Genomic DNA, 22676 nt, shown 5'->3' on the forward strand with positions numbered 1-22676 from the left:
GGGCCTTCCCCCGCCAGCACATCACACGCGATTCACGCAACAACGCCCCCGGACAAAGGCCCGGTTTGCGTCTGCAGGGCGTTCGGACGGGCCATCCCAGTTATGGCCAATCTTCTCGCAGAAGGTCCCGTCCCGGTCCTCTTCGACGCTCAGCGCGGCTTGTCGACCTCGAGCTGCCTCGCGGCTATCGGAATGTTGGCTTCCACCGGGCAAGCCTGCCCTGTCCAAGCGCATTCGCACTCAGAATATCTGAGGTACGTCAATTTAATTCATGATACCTATGGATGAGGTATGGTGGCTGGGGTCACGGAGTTAGGAATAGTCGGCGCCATGAATCGGATCACTCAAATCGAACGGGCCAAGGGAAATGGATAGCCAACGTGGGGGTAGGTCCGAAGGCCTCGCGATCTCATGTGCCTTCGAGGAGAACGCTATTCGCGCGATCTCCAGAGAGGCGCATCGACGTCAGCTCCTGACTGTGCGTGCGTTGAGCGACCCGCGTCTACTAATCCATAGTGCGGAAAGACTGAACCAGGTGTTACGGTCTCCAACGCTCCACGATTATGTGAGCAGACATGCGGCACGTGCGATCCAGAATGCCCTGCCCGAGGACGTGCATACATCGGTGTTGCCCGAGTTCGTGCGCATAGCCGGCGCACGGTTTCGCTCTCCCCTGACGCACCGTTTCGGCAATGCGACGTGGAAGGTGCTCCAAGACCGGGCGGTTCGGCATGTCGATTTCGGGGATGCGGCGACGCTCATCTCCATGCCAGGATCGTCGCTCGACACATTCCGCGCGAATCGTTCCCGTAGACTTGTTCTTCACGAGGTGGACGCGCACCCGCGCACCCACAACGAGTCGCTGCAACGGTTCTACGGTCATCGACGCCCGAAGGCCGAGATTTATCCGGATTACTTCGTGGAACGAATTGAGCAGGAGATCTCACTTGCTGACCATGTTCTCGTGCCGAGTCGTCGCGTGCGCGATCAAATGCGCGCGAATGGAGTTGCAAGCGCCAACATCGTCACCATTCCCTATGGCGTAGAACCATCGATTTTCCGACCGGGCGAGGCGGACCTGCGCGGCTCATCGTCGGGCCGGTTGCAGGCTGTTTTCACTGGCCAAGTGAACCTGATAAAGGGTGTTTCATTTCTTATCGAGGCGGTGCGTGGCCAGCCCATTGACTTGGCAATCGCTGGACAAATATTCGACACCCGAATCGTGCATAACCTGCCTTCGAATATTTCTCTTCTCGGAGTTCTGACAGCTAAGCAATTGGCTCATTTATACGCCAGAATGGATGTCTTCGTGCTGCCGTCCATTGAGGATGCCTTCGGCCTGGTCGTGACTGAGGCGGTCGCCTCGGGGCTGCCAGTGATCACGACCCGCCAAGTAGGTGCCCACGAATTTCTTTCGAGTCGCCATGCAGTGGTCGAGGCTGGTGATATAGCGGGGTTGCGCGAAGCGCTGTCCGCACGTTCACCCCTGACTTGGGACGAACGGCATGAGATCTCGACCGAAGGGTTGAACTGCGGGTGGGCGACATGGGATGTGTACGCCGATCATGTGATCGATGCGGTTACTGTGTGAATGATGCCATCTCAGGGAGGGCTGTCGCGCTTTTGTGCGTGGACATCCCCACGATGGGGTGTCCCGGAATCGAAGGGATGTTCGGGATCGCGATCGACTGCAGAATCAGTCTCGCCTTGGCGGCGAATCTTGCTCGTCGTCGATACTGGTGGCGGGCTTGATACTCCTGTGCTTAAGCGCATGCTTCGCTCGGTTAGGCACGCGTGGCCCCTGAGCTGATTTGGTCCAAATGATCCGAAACGGTTGATGTGTATGTTTAAGAACTTCCAAGAAGACCCGCTTGATGCTGCCTTGGTCTCAGGTCGCCCTGTGTTGGTATTATCGCCGCATTTGGACGATGCGTTATTCAGCGCATCAGAGGTCATCCGAAGAGGAAAGAATGTTGAAGTGTGGACGGTATATGCAGGGGAGCCTGACCCGCCGGTCACGACAACTTGGGACAAGAATGCCGGATTCGCGGACTCGCGCGCGCAGATGGCGGCACGTACCAAGGAGGACATTCTCGCTTACGCTAGTACTGGCGTTGCCATCCGACGTATGCCCTACTTAGAGGACGCCTACACATCTCCCGGGCGTCGCGCCGCAGATCTGGAGGAATTTCGCCGGGAATTCCGTTCGTGGGTACAGGCACACACGAGTGACCAGCCCGTTGTCATCGTGCCTGCTGGAGCCGGAATTCCCGTGAACCGCACGTTGCTTCATGTCATGTTCCGGTTGGGTTGGAATCAATTGTCGTCGGCGATCAAGTTGTCCTCATCGGTTCACCGGGTTCTTCATGATCTGGAGCACACTGCCTTTCACAGATGGCATTCTCTGGCGATTGTCAACGGGCCCCACGTCCATGATGACCACACGTCTGTGCGTGATGTCGCGTTGGAGTCTCTTGATCCGGATGAGCGGGTGATGCTGGTCCTCGTGGAAGAGCTGCCATACCTCTGGTGGCACCCGGCTGACGACGCGGTGGCCGCAGTCGCCGCTCGTTGGAAGCGAACAGCGCTCCTCGGTGGTCTAGGAGTCGATCGGAGTTGGAAATACGGCCGCATCCGCAGTTATTCGTCGCAACTCCCTCTCATGGATCCAGACTTTAATAGGTTGTCTTCACCGGAAACACTGCCAGAGGTAGAACGATACTGGGTGTTGGAAGAGTCTGCGACCAGCGTCTGAACATCAGCAGTTCCTAGTCGCTGTTGCATGCCTGCGTGGTCAAGTGGGGGTTACCCGTAAGTTTCGGATGGTTGGGACTTGGTCGGGCTGTGGTGGCGAGGGCCGTGGCTTGTTGATCCTCGAACTCGGTGGGGGTTTGGTAGTCGATGGCCGAGTTGAGCCGTTTCGTGTTGTGGAACCCGTAGACCCACTGCTGGATGCCACGGATCGCCTGTTCTGGGCCCGCCCACTCGTGGCGGTCGTAGAACTCGGCCGTCAGCATGGACCATGGGGATTCGATCATGGCGTTGTCCCAGTACACGCCGGTTGGTCCCCTCGATTGATCGAGGTTCAATTTCTTGCAGCACTGGTACATCTGTTCCGAGGTGAATTGGGCTTCACGGTCGGAATGGATGATCACTTTCCCGGCTGTTGTCCCGCGAAGAATCCGTGCCGTGCGCAGTGCTTCCTCCCCGAGATCGGTCGTCATCGTGGTCGACATGGCCGTCGAGATGATCTTTCTGGAGCAGGCGTCTGTGATCCCGCACAGGTGCACCCAGCCCTGCCGGTCCTCAGACAGGTGATGTCGCTCACCCACACGGCAACCACCCGACCCTGGTCCCAGCGCCGCCGGCGCCGGTCGGGGATCGAGTGGGTCCTGGTGCCGGGCAGCGTCGTGACTGGGCGGAACCGGCGGGGACTGATCCCCTTCAGACCCGGCCGGCGCATCGACGCAGCCATCGTCTTGGGATCCACTACCACGCCCTCACGGGCCAGCTGGGCGTGAACCCGGGGATACTCATGCGATGTGAGTCCGCCCAGATACCCTGCATCCGTCGGTCCAGGCCCCGCCGGGACATGACTCGGGGCGGCATCTGATCATCGCGTCGCCGCCGGGTACAGACCCACGCGTAATATCCCGACGTCGAGACGTTCAACAAGTAGCCATCAAGGTGATGGGGGAACTGCGCCTTCTTCGTGTTCATCAGCGTGTATTTCTTGCTCACTGGTGCTTCCTTGCGAAGAAGGCCGCCGCTTTTACCAGGAACTCTTCGTCCATCCGCAAGCTGGCGTTTTCTTTGCGCAACCGCTTCAACTCGGCTCGCTCATCGGTATCGTGTGGCGCCGGATCCATCGATTCCTTCTCCGCATTCACCTAGCGGCCCAGCAGTTGGGCGCCCAAACCCTGAAGCGTCCTGGGTGTGATGGAGACTCGCGCTATGTGGTTCCGACCAGCAGATTGCGGTCGGTTTGGTGAGCATAGAACGTCTGCTCGAACTCGCCGGGCGGGATGTCGGGGAGGTATCCGTGGAGACGTTGGGCGTTGTGCCAGTGCACCCAGCCGAGCGTCACGAGTTCGAGGTCCTCGACCGTTTTCCACGGGCCCGAGTGCGCCGGTCCGCGGACCAGCTCTGTCGTGTCGTAGCCGTTCACCGTCTCGGCCAGAGCGTTGTCATACGAATCTCCGACGGTTCCGATCGAGGGCGTGGCGCCGATCTGCGCGAGGCGTTCGCCGTAGCGAATCGACGTGGATCCCGTCCCCGCATCGCTGTGACAGCCTCGATCGTCAAGATGAGTCCCCGCAGGACCAGCGGGCCATCTCGATCGCGTCGAGGACCATCTCGGTGCGCATGTGCGACGCGACCCGCCACCGTATCCGTAACCGTAGTTCAGGGAATCGGGGACGCGCAGCGGCACCCTGTTGAGAATGACGGCCAGCACCTTCCCATTGGCTCTCTGCACATTGCGGGTGGCAGCCTCAAGCCCCCCGACAGTCGTCTGGCCGGCGCTCACCACGACGAGTACGCCGTCGGTGCGGGTGCTGAGAACGGCGGCGTCGGTGACGGCAATGAGCGGCGGCGCGTCGACGATTACGATCGCGTCCTCCGCAAGCTCCTTCAGGAGGCTGTGCAGCAGGTCGGAGCCCAGCAATTCGCTCGGGTTGGGAGGAATAGAACCGGCACCGAGGACGAATAGATTCCCCGGTCTCACCCCACGGTTGCAGCACGTCGCCAAGTTCGGCGCGCCCGATGAGAACGTCGGTGGGGCCGACTCCGGGCAGCAACCCCAAGGTCTCGGCAGCGGCGGGCTTGCGAAGATCGCCGTCAACGAGGACCACCCTCTTGCCGGACTCGGCGATCGCCACCGCAAGATTGGCGGTCACGGTTGATTTTCCATCCCCGGCCATCGGGCTCGACACGACGATGATGCGCGACGGTGCGCGACTCCGCGGTGGTGACATAGGTCTTTGCCCGATTCTGGGCCAACTGGTCACCGACGACGGGTGAGCCCGACGAAGCGGCCTGGCTCGCCTGGAGAATCTCGGACGCATCCGTCGAGTAGACCTTGGATGTTACGAGGACGACAACGAAGGCAAGGAGCACACCCGTGAGGGTCTGATTGTGATCGCCTTCCAATGTGCCATAGGATCCGTACATATTGGTTGGCTTCCACCGCTGCGACCTCGTCTTTCATCGGGGGTACACATCCGCGTCACCTGGATCTCCAAGCCCACAGGCACTGCCGGTCAGCGCAATGGAGGGTGTCAGCAGGGCCTCGACAGCGGTGCCCGGCGGGCCGTCATCGCGGGATCACGCTCGATGGAGTCGCCGAGGATCGAATCGATGGTCATCAGGGCGTCGGGCGGGATGATGACGCCTGAGGCCTTGGCATTGCTGGTGATCTGTTCAGGGCTGGATGCTCCCACCAGGGCCGCTGACACATTGTCATTCTGCAGCACCCACGCCACCGCCAGCTCGGCCATGGTCAGGTCCAGCGACTCGGCGACATGGCGCAGATCTTGGACGCGCTGCAGCAGAGTCTGGTCGGAGAGGATCCGCTGCGCCAGTGCGGTTCCGACCGATGAGGCGGCCCGCGACCCGATGGGCACCGGGTGACCCGGTAGATACTTTCCGGTGAGCAGGCCTTCTGCGACCGGGGACCACACGATCTGGGACATGCCGAGTTCCTTGCAGGTGGGGACCACTTCCCCCTCGATCACCCGGGAAATCATGTTGTACCGGGGTTGATTGCTCACCAGCGGCACGTGCAACTCGTCGGCAAGGGCTTTCCCTGCGCGGATCTGGTCCGCCGTCCACTCGCTCACCCCGATGTACAGGGCCTTGCCAGCCCGCACCACGTCCGCGAAGGCCAGCATGGTCTCCTCCAACGGCGTCTCGGTGTCGTAGCGGTGCGCCTGGTAGAGGTCCACGTAGTCGGTACCGAGCCGGGCCAGCGAGCCGTCGATCGACTCGACAATGTGCTTGCGGGACAGGCCACAGTCGTTGTGCCCCTTCGGGCCGGTCGGCCAATAGACCTTCGTGAAGATCTCCAGGGATTCGCGGCGCTGACCTGCCAAGGCCATGCCGAGCACGCTCTCGGCCTTCGTGTTGGCATACACGTCCGCGGTGTCGAAGGAGGTGATCCCGGCGTTCAGCGCCGCATGCACGCACTCGATCGCCACATCGTTCTCGATCTGGCTGCCGTGCGTCAGCCAGTTGCCGTAGGTGATCTCGCTGATCTTCAGACCCGAATTGCCCAGGTAACGAAATTCCATGTCGTGTCCTTCACCACATCCGCACTTCAACCCTGATCCCGATCTTGGCACCCCCATCCAAGACACCATTCAGGCTCACGGTGAACCTGAATCCATCGGAGGACTTCAGCTCCAGCCACGCCAGCGCGGGGCGATAGTCTGTCCGCCATGACTGTCGCGATCCGTGTCATCCCCTGTCTTGATGTCACCGACGGGCGGGTCGTGAAGGGCGTCAACTTCACCCATCTGCGCGATGCCGGCGACCCTGTCGAGCTCGCCGGGAAATACGGGGAACTGGGCGCCGATGAACTCACCTTCCTCGACATCTCTGCCAGCACCCGCGGCCGCGAGACCACCCGTGACATGGTCACTCGGTGCGCCTCGACGGTGTTCATTCCCCTCACCGTCGGCGGGGGCGTCCGCGGTGTCGACGATGTGGACGCCCTGCTGCGCTGCGGTGCCGACAAGGTGGGCATCAACACAGGAGCTATCGCGCGTCCCGAGGCGATCAACGAGATCACCGAGCGTTTCGGTAATCAGGTGCTCGTGCTCAGTCTCGACGCCCGCCGTGAGCCGGGCATGCCCTCCGGTTTCGGTGTCACCACCCACGGCGGCAGGCGCCCCGCAGGTCTGGATGCCCTGGAGTGGGTGCAGGAGGCGGTGACCCGCGGCTGCGGTGAGGTTCTGCTCAACTCCATGGATGCGGACGGCACCGAGGACGGTTTCGACACCGAGATGATCGAAGCCGTACGCAACCTCGTGGATGTTCCGCTCATCGCCTCCGGTGGCGCGGGCAAACCCAAGGATTTCGTGGAAGCAGTGCGTGCCGGTGCTGACGCCGTGCTCGCTGCGAGCGTCTTCCACTACGGCCAGTTCACCATCGCCGAGGTGAAGCAGGCACTCGACCGGGCCGGTTTCCCGGTACGTCTGTGAGCACCGCGCCCGATGTGAGCACCGCTTCCGAGCGCGTCGGACATGGGCCCACGGTGCGGCGGTACGGACGCAGTGTCCGGGTGTGGGGCTGTCGCGCCATGACGGTGGTGCCGGCATGGGTGGTGGCAGTGCTCACGGCTCCCTACCTGGCTCCGGGCGGCACGGCGGATCCGTGGAACCCTGTGATGCCCCATGCGCGTGCCATGTGGTTCACCGCACACCAGCTGGTCGGCTTCCAGACGATCTTTCTGACCCCTGATCCGTCCAGCGGGATGATCTTCCCGCTGTCGGCGGTGGGTGCCGGGATCGGCTCGGTGATGGCCATCGGCGGCTGGTTCGGCTGGCAGCTCATCTTCCTGGTCATCACCGCGAGCTCGGTGTGCTGGCTGGTCGCCCGCAGCACAGGGCTCCGGGCCTGGCGGCTCGCCATGGCCGCAGCCCTTGCCATGGTCGTGATCGCGCCGGCCCGCGCCGCCGCTGGTCAGGGCACCCTCGACATGCTCATGATCGCTCTTGTCATGTGGGGAATGCTGCCATCAGGGCGTGGCTCGCGAAAACCAGCGGTGGCACTGGGGCTGGCGGGCTCGATCTGGATCGGCCCACTGGTGGGGGTCGCGGTGCTACTCATCGCGGGGCTGGTTCCGAGGAGCTGGCTCCCGGCGTTGGGAGTGAAAAAATCAAACCCGGAAGATGCTGAATCGAACCCGGGGGGTACTCCGGCCACGATGGAAGGGCTTTCGGCCTGGCGTCACCGGCGTCGTGATCCGCTGCTGCGTGCACCCGGACAGCGGGGGATGATCGCACTCGGCACCGCACTGCTGTTCACCTCCTGCGGTCTGCTGGCCATACCCTGGGCCACGAATGACTTCTGGTGGCTCTTCCGGCGCGGCGCCGCCGTGGTTCCCACCGCGCTCAACCCGAGTCTCGGATCTGTGGCTGGCTCGACGGGGTGGGTGATCGGGGGACTGCTCGGCATCGCGGGGCTGGCCATCTCCGCCACAGCGGTACGTGCGCAACGCCATACCGAAGCACTGGTGTGGACCTGTCTGGCGCTGGCCGTCGGTGTGCCCGGCCATTTCGCAGGGCAGGGCGCCCCCGCCCTGGTGGCCGGACTCATCGTTGTGCGCCCTCTCATGACTGCTTCCGAGAACAGCAGGTCACGTCACAATGATCACCTGGGGTGGTCCCAGGACAATGATCTGCCCCTTGTGGCCGCGGGCCTGCACACCACGCAGCGCGTCCTCGTGATGGTCTGGTCAGCATGGATCTGTCTGGTGCCCCTTGATCTCCTCTGGCGCGTGAGCGGCCTGCCTGCGTGGCTCGGACCGTCACTTCGGTGGGTGGCCCCAGTGCTGGGTGCCCTATGTCTTGTGGCCGGCAGTGTGCGGTTGGCCGGCGCTGCACGGTGGAGGCGACGACGCGTGGCGTCGCAGGCAGCTGAACACGAGATATGACACGATCTGTCTCAGAATATGAGACAGTAACCATCCTTGCAGAACGTCGCGTGGACCGGGCTGGCATACTTTCAGTCGTGCCCGCACGTCGGTTCCTCGTAATTGTCTAGCGCTTCGTCGTCGACGAAGCGCTCCCTCGTCTGCCACCTTGGCAGCGGGGGTTTTTTGTTGGCCGGGGTCCGAGTTGCCGCGGCGAACTGCGGCTACGAGGTCCGCGAGAGTTCCGCGGTGCAGGGACCGGGTCCGGCGACCCGGAGATTGAGGAGGCTGGACGTGGTGAACGAGGGGACAGCGCGACGCAAGGATGCGCCAGTGCTGACCGGAGCGCAGGCTCTGATCCGTTCCCTGGAGAAATCCGGCGTCGAGGTGGTTTTCGGGCTGCCCGGCGGGGCGATTCTTCCTTTCTACGACCCGCTGTGCGACTCGCCGATCCGGCACATCCTGGTGCGTCATGAGCAGGGCGCCGGACATGCCGCCGAAGGATACGCAGTCGCCACCGGGAGGGTGGGTGTCTGCGTCGCCACCTCCGGCCCAGGTGCCACCAATCTCGTGACCGCCATCGGCGATGCCTACATGGACTCCATCCCGATCGTGGCCATCACCGGCCAGGTCAATTCCGCATCGATCGGCACTGACGCCTTCCAGGAGGCGGACATCAGGGGTATCACCACCCCCATCACCAAGCACAACTTTCTGGTCACCCGTGCCGAGGACATTCCCGAGAAGGTGAAGAAGGCATTCCACATCGCCTCCACCGGGCGTCCGGGCCCGGTTCTGGTCGACATTTCCAAGGACGCCCTCAACGCATCGGCGCCCTTCCATTGGCCTGATGGGATCGAGTTGCCCGGCTACAAGCCCACCGTCACCCCCAATGGACGCCAGCTCAGCCAGGCCGCATCGGTGATCGCCGGGGCGCAGCGTCCGGTGCTGGTGGCCGGCGGCGGCATCGTGCGATCGCGCGCCTGGGACGAACTGGCCGCCTTCGAGGAACTGACCAGGATCCCGGTGGTCACCACCCTCATGGCGCGCGGGGTGTTCCCGCAGTCCAGCGAGCTGAACCTCGGCATGCCCGGCATGCACGGCACGGTCGCCGCTGTCGGAGCCATCCAGCGCGCCGATGTGCTCATCGCGGTGGGCATGCGCTTCGACGACCGCGTCACCGGAAAGCTCGACTCCTTCGCGCCCCGGGCCACCGTGGTGCACGCCGACATCGACCCCGCCGAGATCGGCAAGAACCGCAATGCGGACGTGCCGATCGTCGGCGACGCCCGGAAGGTGCTCAGCGGCCTGACCGGCCGCCTCAAGGACCACAGGATGGCCGACATCTCCGCCTGGCGTGACTACGTCATCGACCTCAAGATGCGCTATCCGGCAGGCTGGGAGGAGCCCCAGAACGGCCTGTTGAGTCCGCAGAAGGTGATCTCGCGGATCGGCGAGCACTTCGGGCCGGATGCCATCTATGTCACAGGCGTGGGCCAGCACCAGATGTGGTCGGCGCACTTCCTGCCGTTGGAGCACCCTGCGCACTGGCTCACCTCGGGTGGCGCCGGCACGATGGGCTACTGCGTGCCGGCCGCGATGGGCGCCCAGGTGGGCTGCCCCGACCAAGTGGTGGTCGGAATCGACGGCGACGGCTGCTTCCAGATGACCAACCAGGAACTCACCACCTGCGCGCTGAATCACATTCCGGTGAAGATCGCCGTGATCAACAACAACACCCTCGGCATGGTCCGCCAGTGGCAGTCGCTGTTCTACAACCAGCGCTACTCCCAGACCGATCTCGACACCGATCTCGTGCCGGACTTCCCGAAGCTGGCCGAAGCGATGGGTTGCGTGGGGCTTCGAGCCCGCACACCTGAGGAGGTCACCGAGGTGCTGGACAAGGCGTCGGCCATCACCGACAAACCCGTCGTGATGGAGTTCGTCTGTGAGAAGGACGCCATGGTCTGGCCGATGGTCGCGGCAGGCACCAGCAACGACGAGATCATGATCGCCCGTGGCATGGCGCCTCAGTGGCACGAGGAGGAGCTGTGAGCAGCCATACGCTCAGCGTCCTGGTGAGCAACCGCCCCGGCGTGCTGGCCAGGGTGGCGGGACTCATCTCGCGGCGCGGATTCAACATCGACTCGCTGGCCGTCGGCACCACGGAACGCCCAGAAGTCTCCAGGATGACCATCGTGATGTCTCTCGAGGACGAGAGCGTGGTCGAACAGGTCGTCAAGCAGCTCAACAAGCTCATCGAGGTCTACAAGATCGTTGAGCTGGACGACGATGCCATCAACCACGAGCTGCTGCTGGTCAAGGTGCGATGCACCGACCACACGCGGGCCGCGGTGATCGACATCACCAATCTCTTCCGGGCACACGCGGTTGACGTGAGCCCGGAGTCGGTGACCATCGAGGCCACCGGGGGCCAGGCGAAGATCGAGGCACTCACCACCATGCTCACCCCGTACGGCATCATCGAGTTGGTGCAGTCGGGGCGGGTTGCCCTGGGGCGAGGCAGCAAGAGCATCAACGAGAAGAATCGTCCGGCTCTGGCCAGGCATTCGTCCTGAACAACCCGCGACTCGCAACAACAACAACAATCAGGAGAAGTAATGGCAGCAGAAATGTTCCACGAGGACGACGCCGATCTGTCGATCATCCAGTCGAAGACCGTTGCGGTCATCGGCTACGGCTCGCAGGGTCACGCGCACGCACTCAATCTGCGCGACAGCGGCGTGAACGTCGTCGTGGGCCTGCGTGAGGGATCCCATTCGATCGCTCAGGCCAAGGAAGCCGGCCTGACCGTGAAGTCCGTCGAGGACGCCGTCAAGGATGGTGACGTCGTCACCATCCTCGCCCCTGACCAAGTGCAGGCACAGGTCTACAAGGACTCCATCGAGCCCAATCTGAAGCCCGGTGCGGCCCTGCTGTTCGCCCACGGTTTCAACATCCACTACGGATACATCAAGCCCTCGTCCGACCACGACGTCATCATGGTTGCCCCGAAGGGGCCAGGCCATGTCGTGCGCCGCGAGTTCGAGGCGGGGCGTGGGGTCCCGGTGCTGGTCTGTGTGGAGCAGGACGCCTCCGGCCAGGCCTGGCCACTGGTGCTCTCCTACGCCAAGGCGATCGGCGGCCTGCGCGCCGGCGCCATCAAGACCAGCTTCCGCGAGGAGACCGAGACTGATCTGTTCGGCGAGCAGGACGTGCTGTGCGGCGGCCTGTCCAAGCTCATCGAGACCGGCTTCGAGGTGCTCGTCGAGGCGGGCTACCAGCCCGAGATGGCCTACTTCGAGGTCTGTCACGAGATGAAGATGATCGTCGACCTCATCAACGAGGGTGGCATCTCCAAGCAGCGCTGGTCCTGCTCCGACACCGCCGAGTACGGCGACTACGTGTCGGGCCCGCGCGTGATCGACGAGAACGTCAAGAAGAACATGAAGGCTGTTCTCTCCGACATCCAGGACGGCACCTTCGCCAAGAACTTCATGGACGACCAGGCTGCTGGTGCCCCCGAGTTCAAGAAGCTGCGCGCCGAGGGCGAGGCCCATCCGATCGAGGCCACCGGCAAGCAGATCCGCGCCCTGTTCGCATGGGCCGAGGACAAGGACGCCGACTACACCGAGGGTTCTGTCGCGCGCTGAACACGCTGACCTGATTCGCGCCATGCGCGAGTTGATCCGCTGACTCCGGCGGGTGCAGGGGTGGGGTCATCCCTCTCCTGCACCCTGCTGGGACCGCGGCAGCCTGGCGCCCTTGGGGGCGTACAGTGTGCCCCGAGATCTGAGTTTCACGAAGCTGAACGGTGGGAACTCAGGAAAAAACTGAACAGCAACGTCTTCGGGGCAGGGTGAAATTCCCGATCGGCGGTACAGTCCGCGAGCGCTTCTGCGCATGATCCGGTGCAATTCCGGAACCGACAGTAAAGTCTGGATGGAAGAAGACGTGTCGAATTCTTTTTCGCACTGCGCGGTGCAGTGGTGGTGCAAAATCCATTGCTGAATCGACTGGAATTGTTCCGGTCATCGTGCATGATCAATTCGGCACCAGAACCCAATACCCGAAGTCATCGACGAATTCAGGTATTGCAATCCGGGAGTTCTGGTGTCAGACGAACAATTCATGCGCGCGGCGCTCTCCTGCGCCCAGATCGGCCTGGGCAGGGTCAACCCCAATCCACTGGTCGGCGCCGTCGTGGTGCATCACGGCGTGATCATCGGGCGTGGCGGCCACGAGTACTTCGGTGGCCCGCACGCAGAACGCAATGCGCTGGCGGCATGCGCAGACGATCCCCATGGCGCGACGATCTATGTGACCCTGGAGCCCTGCTGCCACACCGGCAAGACCCCGCCGTGCACCGATGCGCTCATCGCGGCAGGCATCACCCGGGTGGTGGTCGGGTGCCTCGACCCCAATCCACTGGTGGCCGGCAGGGGCGTGGCCGCACTGCGCGCTCACGGCATCGCCGTCGCCACAGGCGTGCTCACCCAGGAGTGTGCGGCGCTCAATGAGCCCTTCCTCCATTTCATCACCACCGGACGTCCCCTCGTGGTGATGAAGTACGCGATGACCCTGGACGGCAAGATCGCCACCCGCACCGGAGCCTCTCGCTGGGTCAGTGGCGAACAGTCCCGTGAGCGTGTTCAGCAGGATCGCCACCGGTGGGCCGCGATCATGGTGGGCGTCGGCACCGTGCTCGCCGACGATCCGCACCTCACCTGCCGCCTGCCCGGCAGCCACAGCCCACTGCGCATCATCTGCGACACCCGGCTGCGCACCCCCATGGACGCCGCTGTCGTGCGCACCGCGCACCACACGCCAACACTGCTTGCCACCTGCAGCACCGACACCGCTAGGGCCGAGGGATACCGCCAGGCAGGCTGCGAGGTGATGGTGCTTCCCACCAGCGAGGGACACGTCGATCTGCGGGCGCTGTGCACCGCGCTGGGTGCCCGCGGCATCGACTCCGTGGTGCTCGAGGGCGGCGCCCGGCTCAACTGGTCCGCGCTGCACGCGGGCATCGTCAACAAGATCCAGGCCTATCTCGCCCCGAAGCTGTTCGGTGGCGCCGACGCCCCGTCGCCTGTCGCGGGAATCGGTGTCAGCGATCCCAGCTCGGCCTTCCAGATCGGCCCGCCGCAGCTCACCCGGCTCGGTGAGGACCTGCTGTGGGAGAGCGAGGTGCTCCAGTGTTCACAGGCATAGTCGAAGAAGTGGGGACCGTCCGGGCGGTACGTCGCACCGGACAAGCCACCGAGCTCGAGATCGGCGGACCGCTCGTGGTTGACGATGCCGCAGTGGGCGACTCGATCTGCGTCAACGGGGTCTGCCTCACCGTCACTCGCCTCGCACCGGACAGCTTCTGCGCCGATGTCTCACCCGAGACGATGGCCTGCTCGGCGCTGCGGCTGGTCAGAGCGGGGGAACGGGTCAACCTGGAACGCGCGATGCCCGCAGACGGTCGCTTCGGCGGCCACTTCGTCACAGGGCACGTGGACACGACAGGCGTGGTGAGCGCGCTGCGCACCGACGCGAATGCAGTCTGGTTCGCGGTGCACGCCGACCAGCAATTCACCCGGCATCTGGTGCAGAAGGGCTCCGTGACGGTGGACGGCGTGAGCCTCACGGTGGCCAGGCTCGGTGCCGGCAGTTTCGAGGCTGCCGTGATCCCGCACACCGCAGAGCGCACCACGCTCGGAAGCCGGCGTCGCGGCGACACGGTGAATCTGGAGGCCGACATCCTTGGCAAGTACGTGGAGGCCCTGCTCGGCGCGTCTGGCTCCGCCAACAGCTCAAGACATACATCATTTGCCCAGATGCTGGGCGCACCGACGAGAGGAAACCATGCCTGACAAGCAATTGAGCCACCTGGAATCAGCCGATCGCGACGATTCCGGCTTGGCCCGCCAGGGAGTCGAAGCTGTGATCGCCGACCTGCGCCTGGGACGCATCGTGCTTGTCAGCGACAACGAGGATCGTGAGAACGAGGGCGACCTGATCTGTGCCGCAGCCCCCGTCACTGATGAGCAGATCAACTTCATGGCCGCCCACGCCCGGGGACTGATCTGCATGCCGATGGCCAACTCGGTGTGCCGGCGTCTGGGCCTGGAGCCCATGAGTTCGCGCAATGGTGACAATCACCAGACCGCCTTCATGGTGTCGGTGGACCATGTGAGCGCCACCACCGGCATTTCCTGTGGTGAACGGGCCCTTACCGCGCGAGCCTGTGCCGACCCGGGTCTGCGCCCCGGACAACTGCGCCGGCCGGGCCACATGTTCCCCCTGGAAGCGCGCCCAATGGGGGTGCTCGAACGAGAAGGGCACACCGAGGCCACCGTCGACCTGTTGACACTCGCGGGTCAGGAACCCTGCGGGCTGTGCTGCGAGATCATGGCCGAGGACGGCACCATGATGCGTCGCCCGCAGCTGCGGGAATTCGCCCGGCGCTGGGATCTGGCGTCGTGCACCATGGCCGACATCAAGGCCTATCGCTGGCGCCACGAAGTGCTCGTCGAACGCGCTGCCACCGCATCGCTGCCCACACGACACGGCGACTTCATGGTGCATGCCTATCGCGATCGGGTCAGCGGGGCGGAGCACCTCGCCCTGGTCACGGGGGACATCGGGGATGGCAGCCACCTCATGTGCCGGATGCACTCCGAATGTCTCACCGGGGACGTGCTCGGCTCGCTGCGCTGCGACTGCGGCCAGCAGCTCGACGCGGCGCTGGAGATGATCGCGCACGAGGGCAGGGGCGTGCTGCTCTACCTGCGCCAGGAAGGACGGGGCATCGGCCTCATCGACAAGCTGCGCGCCTATGCGCTGCAGGAGCGGGGAATGGACACCCTCGCCGCGAATGAGGCGCTCGGCTACCCCGGGGACGCGCGCGACTATGCGGTGGGCGCGCAGATGCTGCGGGATCTCGGGGTGACCAGCCTGCGCCTTCTCACCAACAATCCCGACAAGGTGGACCAGCTCGCCGGATGCGGCATCGACATCGCAGAGAGGGTGCCGCTGCAAATGCCGGCCACCGCCTTCGACCTGGGCTACCTGCGCACCAAGAAGACCCGGATGGGTCACCTGCTCGACTACTGAGCAAGCACCATGTCAACTCGCAGCGGGCAAGCCGCTGCGGGCAGATTCAGATTCGCAGCGGGCAAGCCGCTGCGGGCAGATTCAGATTCGCAGCGGGCAAGCCGCTGCGGGGAATAGGGACATCACATGACCACATTCGAGGGAGAACTGGTCGCAGACGGCCTGCGGATCGGCATCGTCGCGGCACGGTTCAACGAGTTCATCACCGCCAAACTGCTGTCCGGTGCTCTGGACGGCCTCACCCGGCACGGCGTGGCCGACGAGTCGATCGACGTGGCCTGGGTGCCTGGCGCCTTCGAGATTCCGCTTGTCGCCAGGCAGATGGCCGAGTCCGGAAACTACGACGCGGTGATCTGTCTCGGTGCGGTCATTCGTGGCGCGACGACTCACTACGACCATGTCTGCGCCGAGGTGTCCAAAGGCATTGCTCAAACCGGCCTGGCCACCGGGGTGCCCGTTCTCTTCGGGGTACTCACCACGGAGAACATCGAGCAGGCCATCGAGCGGGCCGGCACCAAGGCGGGCAACAAGGGCTTCGACTGCGCCGAAGCGGCTGTCGAGATGGCCAATCTGCTGCGGGCCATGGAACCGGCCAGGGCCTGACGCCGCGGCCTGGACCGACCAGCGGCGTGTGAACCACTGTCGTGGCCGATCGGTGGTGTCAGGCCGCTGGTCGGGCGCGCCCAGCGGAGCTCGTCGCTGTCTCAGGAAACTCTCGCTGCGATGGCGTCGCCGATCTCGGTGGTGGAGCGTTTCGCGGCACCCCGCTCGGTGATGTCGGCGCGCACCGCACAGTCGATCCGGGCGGCGTCCTCGTCGCGACCCAGATGGGACAGCAGCAGCGCCATGGAGGAGATCGCGGCCGTCGGGTCGGCGATACCCTGGCCCGCAATGTCGGGCGCGGAGCCGTGCACCGGCTCGAACATGGATGGGAAGGTGCGCGCGGTGTTGATGTTGGCGCTCGGTGCCAGCCCGATGCCGCCGGTCACTGCCGCGGCCTCGTCGGTGAGGATGTCGCCGAACAGATTGTCGGTGACGATCACGTCGAAGCGCTGCGGGTCGGTGACCAGGGCGATGGTCGCGGCGTCCACGTGCAGGTAGTCGTGCTCGACCTCGCTGAACTCGGTGGCCACCTCCTCGACGATGCGGCGCCACAGGCCCCCGGCGTTGACCAGCACATTGTGCTTGTGCACCAGAGTCAGCTTGTGACGGCGACGCTGGGCCAGATCGAAGGCGTAGCGCACCACGCGCTCCACGCCGAAGGCAGTGTTGATGCTCACCTCGGTCGCCACCTCATGGGGCGTTCCTCTGCGCAGCGACCCGCCGTTGCCGCAGTACAGCCCCTCGGTGCCCTCACGCACCACGACGAAGTCGACCGGGCCCTTGTCGAGCACGGCCTGGGACAGCGGGCTGGCCACTCCGGGGTACCCAGCGGAGGGGCGAAGATTGACGTCCTGGTCGAACTCGAAGCGCAGCTTCAGCAGCAGCCCGCGCTCCAGCAGACCGGAAGGGACTGTTGTGCTGCCAGGAGCCGCGCCCACCGCGCCGAGAACGATGGCGTCCTTGCCGGCCAGTTCGGCCAGGGTCTCGTCGGACAGGACCTCGCCGGTGTCCAGCCAGTGCTGGGCGCCCAGCTCGTAGTGGCTGAAATCGAAGGTGTCGGCACCCACCGTCGCGATGAGCACCTTGAGGGCTTCACCCACCACCTCGGGCCCGATCCCGTCACCGGGAATCACCGCTATGGACGTCCGTCCTGTATTTGTTGCCATGGACGCAACCCTAGGACCCTGACGGGCCGTTTACGCTGCCGGTCCCAGTCGCTGCGGCGCGATTGCGGTATTGCTCGTGGGCATCAGCGGAATCAGAGGATCAGGCGATTCGGCCTGTACCGGGGAGGATGTGACAGCTGGGATAAACTCCGAACCATGGCATTGACGTTCACCACTCCCAGTAATCCGTCCTATCTCGCTGAGGACGCGATTGCGAAGATTCAGGAGAATCCCGGTTTCGGCGTTTATTTCTCAGACCACATGGCGCTGATCGACTGGACCGAAGAATCTGGCTGGATGAATGCCCGGATCGTAGATCACGCCCCGATTTCGATGGATCCCGCTGGCGCTGTTTTTCACTACGCCCAGGAAGTCTTCGAAGGGTTGAAGGCCTATCACCGAGCCGACGGCTCCATCTGGTTGTTCCGTCCCGAGCGCAATGCGGAACGCTTCTGGAACTCCTGCGCGCGGCTGTCGCTGCCGCAACTGCCGAAGGATGACTTCGTCGAGGCCGTGCGTCAGCTCGTGGCGGTGGACGTGTGCTGGGTGCCGACCGGTGAGGAGCAGAGCCTTTACATCCGGCCGTTCGCGATCGCCACAGAGTCCTTCCTCGGCGTGCGTCCCTCCAAGGCGGTCACCTTCTGCATCATCACCTCGCCGGTGGGCTCCTACTTCGCCGGTGGCGTCGCGCCCGTGGACATCTGGGTGGAGTCGCACCACTCCCGGGTCGCCAATGGCGGCACCGGTGCTGCGAAGTGTGGTGGCAACTACGCGGCCAGCCTGCTGGCCGAGTCGATCGCCTATGAGCACGGCTGCAACCAGGTGATGTTCGTCGACAACGCCGAGCACAAGTGGGTCGAGGAACTCGGCGGAATGAACTTCGTCGTCGTCACCAAGGACAACAAGCTGGTCACCCCTGAACTGAATGGCAACATCCTGCCCGGCATCACCCGGGACTCGCTGCTCACCCTCGCCCCTGAACTCGGCCTCACCGTCGAGGAGCGCCCGGTGAGCCTCGCAGAGGTGTACCAGGGCATCGACGACGGCACCGTGACGGAGCTGTTCGCCTGTGGCACTGCAGCGGTGATCACGCCCATCGGTTCGCTGACCGACGAGTCGGGCCGCCACGAGGTGAACGTGCCCGTCGACGGTGGCTACTCCATCCAGCTGCGCAACCGGCTGCTCGACATCCAGTACGGGCGTATCGCCGACACCCACGGCTGGACCCAGCGGGTTTGCTGACCGGCACCAGACAGGCCGAAGAACAATGACTGTGGATCCGGTACGCCCAGAGAACCTCCAGCTGTACGACACCACCCTGCGCGACGGCGCCCAGCAGGAGGGCATCCACCTGGCCGTCGCCGACAAATTGCGGATCGCGGCGCAGGTCGACGCGCTCGGCATCGACTTCATCGAGGGCGGCTGGCCCGGTGCAAACCCGGTGGATACCGAGTTCTTCGCCCGGGCCAGCTCGCTGGAACTGCGCAACGCCGAACTGGTTGCCTTCGGATCCACTCGGCGGGCCGGCGGCTCGGCCGACACCGATCCGTTGACCAGGGCGCTGTGCGATGCGGGCACCCACTGGGTCTGCGTCGTGGCCAAAGCGCATGATGTGCACGTCACCCAGGCGCTGCGCACCTCGCTGGACGAGAACCTCGCGATGATCACCGACACCGTGAAATTCCTCATCGGTGAGGGAAAACGGGTCATCGTGGACGCCGAGCACTACTTCGACGGCTTCCGTACCAATCCCGCATATGCCCTTGAGGTCGTGCGGACGGCGGCCGAGGCCGGCGCCGAGATGGTGGTGCTCTGCGACACCAATGGCGGGATGATGCCTGCCTGGATGGCAGATGTCGTCTCGGCCACCTCGTCGATCGGTGTGGACCTGGGAGTGCACTGCCACAACGACTCCGGGTGCGCGGTGGCCAACAGCCTGGTGGCCATGGAGGCCGGGGTGAACATGGTGCAGGGCACCATCAACGGCTACGGCGAGCGCACCGGGAACATGGATCTCGTCACGCTGATCGCCGACCTCCAGCTGAAGTACGACTGGCCGGTGGTCACGCCCGAGCAGCTCTCCAATCTCACCCGGATCTCCCGGACCATTGCGGAGATCACCAACCAGCCCCCGGCAGCGCGTCAGCCCTATGTCGGGGAGTCGGCCTTCGCCCACAAGGCGGGATTGCACGCCAGCGCGCTGCGCGTCAACAAAGACCTGTACCAGCACGTCGACCCGCAGGACGTCGGCAATGACATGCGGATGCTGATCTCCGACATGGCCGGGCGGGCGAACATCCAGATCAAGGGCGAGCAGCTCGGCCTCGACCTGTCCGACCGAGAAGTGGCCGGCCGGGTGGCAGACCTCGTGAAGGCCAGGGAAGCCAAGGGCTATGCCTACGAGGCTGCCGATGCCTCCTTCGAGTTGCTGGTGCGCCAGAACACGGGCGAACTCGATGAGCCACCCTTCGAGGTGATCTCATGGCGCATCTTCACCGAGCAGTCCAGCGGCCACGGTGACGCCGGCTCGGAAGCCACCGTCAAACTGGCCGCTCGCGGCACCCAGCAGCTCTACGTCGGCGAGGGAAATGGCCCGGTCGATGCCCTGGGGCATGCCCTCAGCCTGGCTCTGCGCCCGGTCTACCCCCAGGTGGGCGACTACGAGCTGACCGACTACCGGGTGCGGATCCTCGACGAGGGGCATGGCACCGATGCGACGGTGCGCGTCCAGATCGACACCTCCTTCGGTGGACGCACCTGGACCACGATGGGCGTCAAGGAGAACGTCATCGAGGCTTCCTGGGAGGCCCTGCTGGAGGCCTATCTGTATGGCCTTCTCAAGGGCTACGGCGCTGTCCCGGCCACCGAAGCCGTCCCGACCACGTCCTGAGCCGTTCTGGCCCTGAGTCCTGGAGCCAGGCCTTTCGTGCTCGGCCTGTCTGCCAAGCGCCACAGGGGCCCGACCAGCCCGGGATAGATTGATGCCATGCGCATCGCTCGATACACGGTCGAAGGGAAGGATCCGGCCTTCGGCATCGTCGAACTGGCCGTCGACGCCGATGAACACCCCGACACCATCGCTGCCATCACCGGAGACCCGCTGGTCGGCCCGGTCAAGTACACCGGGGAGCGGCACCCGCTCGACGATGTACGACTGCTCGCCCCGGTGATCCCCCGGTCCAAGATCGTCGGGATCGGCCGCAATTACGCCGCCCATGCCAGCGAACTCGGCAATGAGGTGCCCACCACTCCGCTGACCTTCCTCAAGCCGAACACTTCCGTCATCGGCCCCGACGAGCCCATCTTCAAGCCCGCCGAGACCGACGATCTGCAGTTCGAGGGCGAACTGGCCGTCGTGATCGGAAGGATCTGCCATCAGGTGCCGGCCGATCGGGCAGCCGAGGTGATCTTCGGATTCACCATCGGCAATGACGTCACCGCGCGCGACCTGCAGCACAGCGACGGCCAGTGGACCCGCGCCAAGGGATGGGACAGCTTCTGCCCCCTCGGCCCGTGGATCGTCAGCCACCTCGAATTGGCCGAGGCGGGCCAGCTGCACATCACCACCACACTGGACGGCGCCGTCCACCAGCAGGGCGTCACCTCGGACATGATCCACCCAGTGGCCGAACTGATCTCCTTCATCTCCAATTTCACGACTCTGCTCCCCGGCGACGTGATCCTCACCGGCACCCCGGCAGGGGTGGGCCCGATGCTGCCCGGCCAGAAGGTCTCGGTGGAGATCGAGGGCATAGGCACGCTCACCAATCCCGTCGTGGACGGTGCGGTGGACGACGCCTTCGGCGCGGAAGGGTGAGCCGGCACAGCGGCGCGCCGCGCCGACATCCGTCCGGGAAATCTTCCAAGAGCCGGACCTCCGGGGCGGCCCCCCGGAATCGCCCCACCAGCAAGGCCACCCCGCGCCAGACCGCCCCATCACCGAAGCCTCGTCCTGCTGGTGCTGCGGGATCCCCGAGGATGTCCCCACCGCCGACCCCGTTGTCCGGGGTTGCGCTGCATGACCCGCCGGCAGGGGTCGACTACACCCAGGTGATGGTCCTGCCGGAGTCCGCCACGCCAGACTCCGGCATGGGTTTTCGCGCCATCGCCGGCATCATCATGGTCTTCCTCGGCTACCTGGTGGGCTCCCAGTTGCTGCTTTACCTGGGCAGCACGGCATCCTGGCTGGCCAGGGGTCGTGCCACGGGATTCCAGGATGCCTACCGGCTGGTGGTGGGCTACCACGTGCCGGAGGGCATCGCGATCGTCGACCTGGCACTTGCCTGTCCCATCGTGATCGTGCTGTTCGTCGCGCGGGTCTGGAACGGAATCGCTGCTCGCTGGGTGATCTCGGTGCGTCCTGGCATGCGCTGGGTCCAGCTGTCGATCTGCCTGGTCATCGGCTTCGTGGTCCTCAACGGCATCTACCTGCTGGCGCGCGGCGACACGCCCTGGCAGTCGGCGCCGCCACCGAATGCCTGGGTCTGGATCGTCCTTGTGGTGCTCACCGCACCCTTGCAGGCGGCAGGGGAGGAGTTCCTGTTCCGCGGCTATCTGCAGCAGGCACTCGGTGCACTTACCGGGCGGTGGTGGATTGCGGTGGTCGTCTCCGCGCTGGTCTTCGCCGCGATGCACGGCACGCAGAATCTCGCGCTGTTCGCCGACCGTTTCGGGTTCGGCCTGGCCGCCGGGCTCATGGTGGTGCTCACAGGGGGCCTGGAAGCCTCGATCGCGATGCATGCAGCCAACAATGTGAGCACCTTCAGCTATGCCGTCATCGGAGGCACGCTCGTGCAGACCAGGGCCATCGACCAGAGCAGCTGGACGACCACGGGAGTCAATGTGCTCTCCTACGCGCTTGCCGGGGCTCTCGCGGTTCTGGTCGCCCGACTGCTGGGCCTGCGACGGCGCACACCGAAACCCTCAGTTTGATCTCTGCGGCCCATATCCACTAGAGTCTGTGGACGTTGCCGACGCGGGGAAGCCCGTGTGCCAGTGGGGTATGGGGTAATTGGCAGCCCGCCGGATTCTGGTTCCGTCAGTCCAGGTTCGAGTCCTGGTACCCCAGCGCATGTCGTGGGGCGCCGGCGGGCGGCGGGGCCGCGGGGGCGGCCCGGGCCCCGCGCGGGGCGCGTGGTGGCGGCACCCCACAGTCACAACAACAAAAA

Annotated in this window: 18 protein-coding genes, 1 tRNA gene, 3 pseudogenes and 1 riboswitch; of the genes and pseudogenes, 16 read left to right on the top strand and 6 right to left on the bottom strand. The window is 64.6% G+C overall.

What is annotated here, in order from left to right; translation table 11 throughout:
* Positions 1–565: 565 nt before the first annotated feature.
* Positions 566–1591, top strand: a complete 1026-nt coding sequence (locus ABF648_RS08370; protein ID WP_415631839.1) for a glycosyltransferase family 4 protein — start codon at positions 566–568, stop codon at positions 1589–1591.
* A 252-nt stretch (positions 1592–1843) separates the two neighbouring features.
* Entirely contained in the window at positions 1844–2755 is a 912-nt protein-coding gene (locus ABF648_RS08375; RefSeq protein ID WP_415631840.1) for a hypothetical protein, read from the top strand.
* Positions 2756–2840: 85 nt separating this feature from the next.
* Here ABF648_RS08375 and ABF648_RS08380 read toward each other — a convergent pair.
* The 5 genes and pseudogenes from ABF648_RS08380 to ABF648_RS08400 all read right to left on the bottom strand — a co-directional run.
* A pseudogene (locus tag ABF648_RS08380) lies at positions 2841–3920 on the bottom strand (IS3 family transposase); the annotation flags it as partial.
* Positions 3921–3952: 32 nt separating this feature from the next.
* Positions 3953–4400 (bottom strand): annotated as a pseudogene (locus ABF648_RS08385) (integrase core domain-containing protein); the annotation flags it as partial.
* 93 nt (positions 4401–4493) lie between these two features.
* On the bottom strand, positions 4494–4922 hold the full coding sequence (locus ABF648_RS08390) for a hypothetical protein (RefSeq protein WP_415631841.1): 429 nt from the start codon (positions 4920–4922) through the stop codon (positions 4494–4496).
* Entirely contained in the window at positions 4840–5172 is a 333-nt protein-coding gene (locus ABF648_RS08395; protein WP_415631859.1) for a hypothetical protein, read from the bottom strand. The genes ABF648_RS08390 and ABF648_RS08395 overlap by 83 nt, the downstream gene beginning before the upstream one ends.
* 107 nt (positions 5173–5279) lie before the next feature.
* Positions 5280–6290, bottom strand: a complete 1011-nt coding sequence (locus tag ABF648_RS08400; protein WP_415631842.1) for an aldo/keto reductase family protein — start codon at positions 6288–6290, stop codon at positions 5280–5282.
* Positions 6291–6437: 147 nt separating this feature from the next.
* Between ABF648_RS08400 and hisF the strand changes: the two genes are divergently transcribed.
* From hisF to ribE, 9 genes and pseudogenes are all read left to right on the top strand, one after another.
* Positions 6438–7202, top strand: coding sequence for an imidazole glycerol phosphate synthase subunit HisF (gene hisF, locus ABF648_RS08405; protein ID WP_415631843.1), 765 nt, complete (start codon positions 6438–6440; stop codon positions 7200–7202).
* The gene (locus tag ABF648_RS08410; RefSeq protein ID WP_415631844.1) at positions 7199–8656 is read left to right on the top strand and encodes a hypothetical protein; all 1458 of its coding nucleotides are present in this window, start codon (positions 7199–7201) and stop codon (positions 8654–8656) included. The genes hisF and ABF648_RS08410 overlap by 4 nt, the downstream gene beginning before the upstream one ends.
* A gap of 273 nt (positions 8657–8929) precedes the next feature.
* The gene (locus tag ABF648_RS08415) at positions 8930–10690 is read left to right on the top strand and encodes an acetolactate synthase large subunit (RefSeq protein ID WP_415631845.1); all 1761 of its coding nucleotides are present in this window, start codon (positions 8930–8932) and stop codon (positions 10688–10690) included.
* A complete protein-coding gene (gene ilvN / locus ABF648_RS08420) occupies positions 10687–11214 on the top strand; it encodes an acetolactate synthase small subunit (RefSeq protein WP_415631846.1) in 528 nt (175 codons plus the stop codon). The genes ABF648_RS08415 and ilvN overlap by 4 nt, the downstream gene beginning before the upstream one ends.
* Positions 11215–11241: 27 nt before the next feature.
* Positions 11242–12288 (top strand): annotated as a pseudogene (ilvC, locus tag ABF648_RS08425) (ketol-acid reductoisomerase); the annotation flags it as partial.
* Between the two features lie 188 nt (positions 12289–12476).
* Positions 12477–12593, top strand: a riboswitch (FMN riboswitch).
* 155 nt (positions 12594–12748) lie between these two features.
* Positions 12749–13849, top strand: a complete 1101-nt coding sequence (gene ribD / locus ABF648_RS08430) for a bifunctional diaminohydroxyphosphoribosylaminopyrimidine deaminase/5-amino-6-(5-phosphoribosylamino)uracil reductase RibD (protein ID WP_415631847.1) — start codon at positions 12749–12751, stop codon at positions 13847–13849.
* A complete protein-coding gene (locus ABF648_RS08435) occupies positions 13834–14496 on the top strand; it encodes a riboflavin synthase (RefSeq protein ID WP_415631848.1) in 663 nt (220 codons plus the stop codon). Before ribD ends, ABF648_RS08435 begins: the two co-directional genes overlap by 16 nt.
* 46 nt (positions 14497–14542) lie before the next feature.
* Entirely contained in the window at positions 14543–15739 is a 1197-nt protein-coding gene (gene ribA, locus ABF648_RS08440) for a GTP cyclohydrolase II (RefSeq protein ID WP_415631858.1), read from the top strand.
* A 126-nt stretch (positions 15740–15865) separates the two neighbouring features.
* Complete coding sequence (ribE, locus tag ABF648_RS08445) at positions 15866–16342, top strand: 6,7-dimethyl-8-ribityllumazine synthase (protein ID WP_415631849.1); 477 nt, start codon at positions 15866–15868, stop codon at positions 16340–16342.
* A 101-nt stretch (positions 16343–16443) separates the two neighbouring features.
* Here ribE and ABF648_RS08450 read toward each other — a convergent pair whose 3' ends face one another.
* Positions 16444–17508: a 3-isopropylmalate dehydrogenase gene (locus tag ABF648_RS08450; protein ID WP_415631850.1), complete on the bottom strand. Its 1065-nt coding sequence runs from the start codon at positions 17506–17508 to the stop codon at positions 16444–16446.
* A gap of 156 nt (positions 17509–17664) precedes the next feature.
* On the opposite strand from ABF648_RS08450, the gene ABF648_RS08455 reads away from it, so the two are divergent.
* The 5 genes from ABF648_RS08455 to ABF648_RS08475 all read left to right on the top strand — a co-directional run bounded on the left by ABF648_RS08455 (position 17665) and on the right by ABF648_RS08475 (position 22576).
* Positions 17665–18750 carry a branched-chain amino acid aminotransferase gene (locus ABF648_RS08455; RefSeq protein ID WP_415631851.1) on the top strand — a complete coding sequence of 362 codons (1086 nt, stop codon included), beginning with the start codon at positions 17665–17667 and terminating at the stop codon, positions 18748–18750.
* Positions 18751–18775: 25 nt separating this feature from the next.
* The gene (cimA, locus tag ABF648_RS08460) at positions 18776–20398 is read left to right on the top strand and encodes a citramalate synthase (RefSeq protein WP_415631852.1); all 1623 of its coding nucleotides are present in this window, start codon (positions 18776–18778) and stop codon (positions 20396–20398) included.
* A 96-nt stretch (positions 20399–20494) separates the two neighbouring features.
* Positions 20495–21325, top strand: a complete 831-nt coding sequence (locus tag ABF648_RS08465; RefSeq protein WP_415631853.1) for a fumarylacetoacetate hydrolase family protein — start codon at positions 20495–20497, stop codon at positions 21323–21325.
* A gap of 161 nt (positions 21326–21486) precedes the next feature.
* Positions 21487–22440 carry a lysostaphin resistance A-like protein gene (locus tag ABF648_RS08470; protein WP_415631854.1) on the top strand — a complete coding sequence of 318 codons (954 nt, stop codon included), beginning with the start codon at positions 21487–21489 and terminating at the stop codon, positions 22438–22440.
* Positions 22441–22504: 64 nt separating this feature from the next.
* A tRNA-Gln gene (locus ABF648_RS08475) sits at positions 22505–22576 on the top strand.
* Positions 22577–22676 lie beyond the last annotated feature (100 nt).

It is taken from the genome of Propionibacterium sp., from assembly GCF_047719395.1.
Lineage (GTDB): Bacteria > Actinomycetota > Actinomycetes > Propionibacteriales > Propionibacteriaceae > Propionibacterium.